Source organism: Azospirillum tabaci (assembly GCF_014596085.1).
In the GTDB taxonomy this organism is placed as follows: domain Bacteria; phylum Pseudomonadota; class Alphaproteobacteria; order Azospirillales; family Azospirillaceae; genus Azospirillum; species Azospirillum tabaci.
This window is the reverse complement of the sequence record NZ_JACCJY010000092.1, coordinates 1-602: the sequence shown is the minus strand read 5'-3', so window position 1 is coordinate 602 and position 602 is coordinate 1. Positions and strand designations below refer to the sequence as shown.

The window sequence follows — 602 nt, the reverse complement described above, 5'->3', positions numbered from 1 at the left end:
GCCAACGGCCGCCTCAGCGGCAAGGACGTCCAGACCGTCACGGTCAGCACGACCGGCACGATCACGCTGTCGGGCGCGACGACGAGCAACGCCGCCCGCGAGATGACCGTCAAGGCCAGCGCCGAGAACGCCCTGACCAAGCGCATCTCCGAGAGCTTCGCGTCGGGCACCATCGTGTCCTTCACGGTGGACCGCAATCTGCTGGAGCAGGCCGCCAACAACGGCAACGGCATCTCGACGATCGAGAAGAAGGTCGACATCCAGATCCAGGTCAGCAACCTGAGCGGCGCCACGGTGACCCGCGACGGCATGTCCAAGCGCGGCGAAGGCAAGCTGTCCGAAGGCGAGAACGCCTTCGCGTTCGACACCGGCACGGTGCGCTTCAACGTCGATCAGAAGAGCATCAAGCAGGCGGCGGCGGTCAACTCCGCGGCCAACCTGGTCTCGGTGCAGGTGACCGACGCCAACACCTCGAACGATCTGACGGTGCAGCTCAACGAGCGCAACACCAACGCGATCACGGTGAAGGCCCAGAACCTGACCACCAGCGGCCAGGGCCTGCGTCTGGACTACGCGCAGAACGACTGGACCGACCGCGCCGA

At 65.9% G+C, this 602-nt stretch carries 1 pseudogene; it reads left to right on the top strand.

The features are described 5' to 3' along the window. Window positions 1-602, top strand: a pseudogene (locus H0B54_RS29390) (flagellin N-terminal helical domain-containing protein); the annotation flags it as partial.